Here is a 3,888-nt window from a genome sequence, read left to right as displayed (position 1 = left end):
GTATCGTCCATGGCGCCCGGCGCCGGCCGGTCGAGGCTCGCGGGCTTCGGCCGGTCGTGGTGACGGCGCGGCGCCGGCTCGTCCAGCATGGCCCGCTGTTCCGGCGTCAGCACGGAATAGAGCTTCTGCAGCGCCGGCAAGGTCGCCTTGGAGCGGCTCAGTTCGGCTTCGAGGCGCTTCACCTTCATCGTCTCGCGGGTGACGATATCGGGCGGGCCAACCGGCTCCTCGGCCTTCACGGGGACGGCGGCGACGCAGGCGTCGCGGTTCGTCGCCTCGGCCGCCTCGACCGCGTCCTTGTAGGCCTGCCAGGCCGGCTTCTGCGCCTCGGTCGGGGCCAGGCGCGTTTCGAGATAGGTCAGTTTGGCCGCCGCCCCGGCGAATTGCCGCTTGCAGCGATCGGCCATGCGCTCGGGGCTCATCACATGCTCGGCCCGGGGCTTGCGGGCGCCATCCGGCGGCGAGCCGGCGAAGCCGAGCCCCGTGCCGAGCGCGGTCGAGCCCATGAGGGCGGCCAGGCCGAGCGCCGCGAGCGTCAATCGTTTCATGGAAGACATCCTTCTGTTTCGTGCCATCGAGGCCCCTTGAGCAGGAAACGGATGCCGGGGGATTTTCCTGCGCCGGTCAGGCGACCGCGCGCCAGATGACGAGGAAGATGATGGCCCCGAGAACGGCGATGCCGATCGAGCGCAGGTCGAGGCTGCTGGCCTCGCCCCAACCGATCTGGGTGCCGATGTAGCCGCCGATGAAGGCGCCGACGATGCCGACGATCGTGGTCCAGATCAGCCCGCCGCCGTCATGGCCGGGCACGAGAAACTTGGCGATGAGGCCCGCGATCAGGCCGAGGATGATCCAGGACAACCAACCCATGATGTCGTCTCCATTGCTCGCGGCGAAGCGCCGCATATCGGTGTCAACGGCGCCATCATGACACGGTTCCCTGCCCGAGGTCCGCAAGGGCGGTTGCAAGACGGCGCGACTGCGCCATATTTCCTGCATGAGCATTCGACCGATCCTGCGCATGGGCCATCCCGTGCTGCGCCGTGCCGCCGATCCCGTGGGCGATCCCACGGCGCCGGACGTGCGCGCCCTGGTCGCCGACATGGTCGAGACCATGCGGGCCGCCCACGGCCGGGGCATTGCGGCGCCCCAGGTCGGGGTATCGCGCCGGCTGGTGGTGTTCCATGCCCCGCTCGGCGACGAGAACGCCCGGGGGATCGAGAACGCGCCTCTGACCGTCCTCGCCGATCCGGTGATCGAGGTTCTGGACCCGGCGCGGGAGTTGGACTGGGAGGGGTGCCTGTCCGTCCCCGGCCTGAAGGGCCTGGTGCCGCGCGCCCGCCACATCCGCTACCGCGGCCTCGGCCTCGACGGCCAGCTGGTCGAGCGCGAGGCGCGGGATTTCCATGCCCGCGTGGTACAGCACGAGTGCGACCATCTCGATGGCATCCTCTATCCCCAGCGGATGACGGATCTGTCGAGTTTCGGCTTCGTCGACGCCGACAGTTTCGAGGATTGAGGTTCATGGTGGATACAACGGCCGACGATCTGGGGCTTCGCCTGCTTGACGCCATGATGATGCATGTGCCCTTCGACGGATGGTCGCAGGCGGCGATCGACAACGCGGCGAAGGATCTGGGCATCGATCCCCTGCTGGCGCGCAATGCCCTGCCGCGCGGGCCGCTCGACGCCATCGCCCTGCATTCGGTCCGCGCCGACAAGCGCATGGTCGAGGCGCTGGCGGCCCGGGGTCTCGACGGCCTGAAGATCCGCGAGAAAATCACCCTCGCCATCCGCACCCGCCTCGAACAATGCGAGGCGGACCGGGAATCGGTGCGCCGGGCGGTGCAATTTCTCGCCCTGCCGCTGGGCGCGCCCCTGGCCGCCCGACTTCTGTACACCACGGTCGATGCCATCTGGCGCGGCACCGGCGACGCTTCCCCGTCGGAAGAATTCAGTTTCTATTCCAAGCGGGCGATCCTGGCCGGGGTCTATTCCGCCACCCTCGCCTTCTGGCTGCAGGACGACAGTGAAGGCCGGGCCGAAACCTGGTCCTTTCTCGATCGCCGAATCGAGAATGTGATGCAGCTCGGCAAATTGCGCGCCCGCGTGGACCCCGTGCTGAAGGCCCTGCCCTCGCCCCTTTCCGCCCTGATCCGCCTGCGCGACGCGGTCAACGCCCGCAAGACCGGCTAGATCGGGCCAAATTGACGCAGACGGGGGGCATTGACCTTAGGTAGGCGTTGACCAGATTTGGACTAACCCTATTCAATAGGCGATCCGCCATTCCGATTGCTTGCCGGCACGTTGTCGCGCCTCTGCTTTCGAGGGGTGAACCATGGTTAGTCAATTGCCCCTGTCTCCACCCCGTTCGGCTCCGCCTCATGCGGCGTCCCGGAATCCGCTGGCCAGCACCAGCGCCGAGCGGGCGGAGGTCGCCCTTTACGGCATTTACGAGATTTCCAAGCTGCTGGCGATGCCGGCGCGGCTGGAGGTCAGCCTGGCCGGCGTGCTCTCGCTGCTGTCGTCCTTCCTCGACATGCGGAACGGGTTGATCGCCCTGCTCGACGAGAGCGGCGCGCCCGAGGTCGTCGTCGGCTCCGGCTGGTCGGAAGCGACGGCGAAGCGCTATTTCGAGCGCCTGCCCGAACGGGCGATCGGCCGCATCGTCGTCACCCAGACCGCGCTCGTGGTCGAGAACGTCGCCTATGACCCCCTGTTCTCCGAGGTGGATTTTTCCACCTGGGGGCCGCGCGGCGTCTCCTATTCCTTCATCGGCGTGCCGATCAAGGTCGAGGACAAGGTGGTCGGCACCCTGACCATCGATCGGAACTGGAGCGGCCTGCCCCATTTCCGCTTCGATCAGGATGTCCGCTTCCTGACCATGGTCGCCAATCTGGTCGGCCAGTCGGTGCGGCTGCAGCGCCTGATCGCACAGGATCGCCAGCGCCTGATCACCGAGCAGCACCGGCTGGCGAAGGCGGTCGAGGACACGGTGCGGCCGCTGCGCCCCGTCGCCCCCCCGACCGAGAGCCACGGCATCGTCGGCGACAGCCCGGCGATCAAATCCGTGCTGGACAAGGTGCGCATCGTCGCCCGCTCGCATACCACCGTGCTGCTGCGGGGCGAATCCGGCACCGGCAAGGAATTGTTCGCCCAGGCCCTGCACGAAATGTCGCCGCGGAAAGCCGCGCCCTTCGTGAAGCTGAATTGCGCCGCCCTGCCCGAGAGCGTGCTGGAATCCGAACTCTTCGGTCACGAGAAGGGCGCCTTCACCGGCGCCCATGCCCAGCGCAAGGGCCGTTTCGAGCTGGCGGATGGCGGCACCCTGTTTCTCGACGAGATCGGCGAGATATCGGCCATGTTCCAGGCCAAGCTGCTGCGCGTCATCCAGGAAGGCGAATTCGAGCGGGTGGGCGGATCGAAGACGATCAAGACCGATGTCCGCCTGATCGCCGCCACCAACCGCAATCTGGAAGAAGCCGTGGCCAGGGGCGATTTCCGCGCCGATCTCTATTACCGGATCAGCGTCGTGCCCCTGTTCCTGCCGCCCTTGCGCGACCGGCCGAGCGACATTCCGAAGCTCGCCCGCGAGTTCCTGAAGCGTTACAACGACGAGAACGACACCCGCCTGGCCCTGACCGACGAGGCCCTGCAGGTCCTGACCGGCTGCTATTTCCCCGGCAATGTTCGCGAACTGGAAAACTGCGTCCGGCGCACCGCGACCCTCGCCCATGGCCCGAACCTGACCGGGCGGGACTTCGCCTGTCGCAACGACGGTTGCCTGTCCGCCATGTTGTGGAAATCATCGACAAGGGAAGCCGCCCCCGCGGGCTTCCAGCCCCTGCCGATCGCGCCGCAGCCCGCCGCGCGCCCCGCCGCCCCGCC

The 3,888-nt window shown here is 67.6% G+C and carries 5 protein-coding genes; 3 read left to right on the top strand and 2 right to left on the bottom strand.

Features of this window, described 5'->3' with window-relative positions; translation table 11 throughout:
* Together WAZ62_RS19815 and WAZ62_RS19810 are read right to left on the bottom strand one after the other, a co-directional pair.
* On the bottom strand, positions 1–548 hold a 548-nt coding region (locus WAZ62_RS19815; RefSeq protein WP_422645261.1), incomplete at its 3' end, for a Spy/CpxP family protein refolding chaperone.
* Positions 549–624: 76 nt separating this feature from the next.
* Positions 625–870, bottom strand: a complete 246-nt coding sequence (locus WAZ62_RS19810) for a GlsB/YeaQ/YmgE family stress response membrane protein (RefSeq protein ID WP_422645260.1) — start codon at positions 868–870, stop codon at positions 625–627.
* A gap of 127 nt (positions 871–997) precedes the next feature.
* On the opposite strand from WAZ62_RS19810, the gene def reads away from it, so the two are divergent.
* The 3 genes from def to nifA form a co-directional block, all read left to right on the top strand.
* Entirely contained in the window at positions 998–1,519 is a 522-nt protein-coding gene (gene def, locus WAZ62_RS19805) for a peptide deformylase (RefSeq protein ID WP_422645259.1), read from the top strand.
* A 5-nt stretch (positions 1,520–1,524) separates the two neighbouring features.
* Positions 1,525–2,196 carry a COQ9 family protein gene (locus WAZ62_RS19800; protein WP_422645258.1) on the top strand — a complete coding sequence of 224 codons (672 nt, stop codon included), beginning with the start codon at positions 1,525–1,527 and terminating at the stop codon, positions 2,194–2,196.
* Positions 2,197–2,338: 142 nt separating this feature from the next.
* The coding region (gene nifA / locus WAZ62_RS19795; protein ID WP_422645257.1) for a nif-specific transcriptional activator NifA at positions 2,339–3,888 on the top strand (1,550 nt) is incomplete at its 3' end.

The sequence above is a fragment of the Zavarzinia sp. genome, from assembly GCF_049306435.1.
GTDB lineage: Bacteria > Pseudomonadota > Alphaproteobacteria > Zavarziniales > Zavarziniaceae > Zavarzinia.
Note: the sequence above shows the minus strand (reverse complement) of the source record. Positions and strands in the feature narration are given on the sequence as shown.